Annotated in this window: 2 tRNA genes and 1 rRNA gene; all 3 read left to right on the forward strand. The window is 50.0% G+C overall.

Annotation, left to right across the window (positions count from 1 at the left end):
- Positions 1-90, forward strand: a 16S ribosomal RNA gene (locus J0A68_RS22460); the annotation flags it as partial.
- A 59-nt stretch (positions 91-149) separates the two neighbouring features.
- Positions 150-223 (forward strand) — tRNA-Ile (locus tag J0A68_RS22465).
- Between the two features lie 28 nt (positions 224-251).
- Positions 252-328 (forward strand) — tRNA-Ala (locus J0A68_RS22470).
- Positions 329-496 lie beyond the last annotated feature (168 nt).

Below are 496 nucleotides of genomic sequence, written 5' to 3' on the forward strand. Positions count from 1 at the left end.
GTATAGGAGCCGTTTAGGGTAGAACCGGTAACTGGGGCTAAGTCGTAACAAGGTAGCCGTACCGGAAGGTGCGGCTGGAACACCTCCTTTCTGGAAAGACACCTGTCACAGGCGCTTTTTCGCTCTCACGCACTTTAAAATATTGAGTTGGGCTTGTAGCTCAGGTGGTTAGAGCGCTACACTGATAATGTAGAGGTCCGTGGTTCGAGTCCACGCAAGCCCACACAATCCATTCAAGTATTGAAAGTATCGGGGGATTAGCTCAGCTGGCTAGAGCACCTGCCTTGCACGCAGGGGGTCAACGGTTCGAATCCGTTATCCTCCACCAAAATGGGCAACCATTTTCACTTCTCTTAATAAGAAGAGAATAAGTTCATTGACATATCGAAGTAGAAATTGTAACAGAGGTCCCGGGAAACCGGGACGTAAGTAGAGTAAGTGACTAAGGGCGCACGGGGGATGCCTAGGCTCTCAGAGGCGAGGAAGGACGTGATAA

The organism is Algoriphagus oliviformis (genome assembly GCF_017254915.1).
GTDB lineage: Bacteria > Bacteroidota > Bacteroidia > Cytophagales > Cyclobacteriaceae > Algoriphagus > Algoriphagus oliviformis.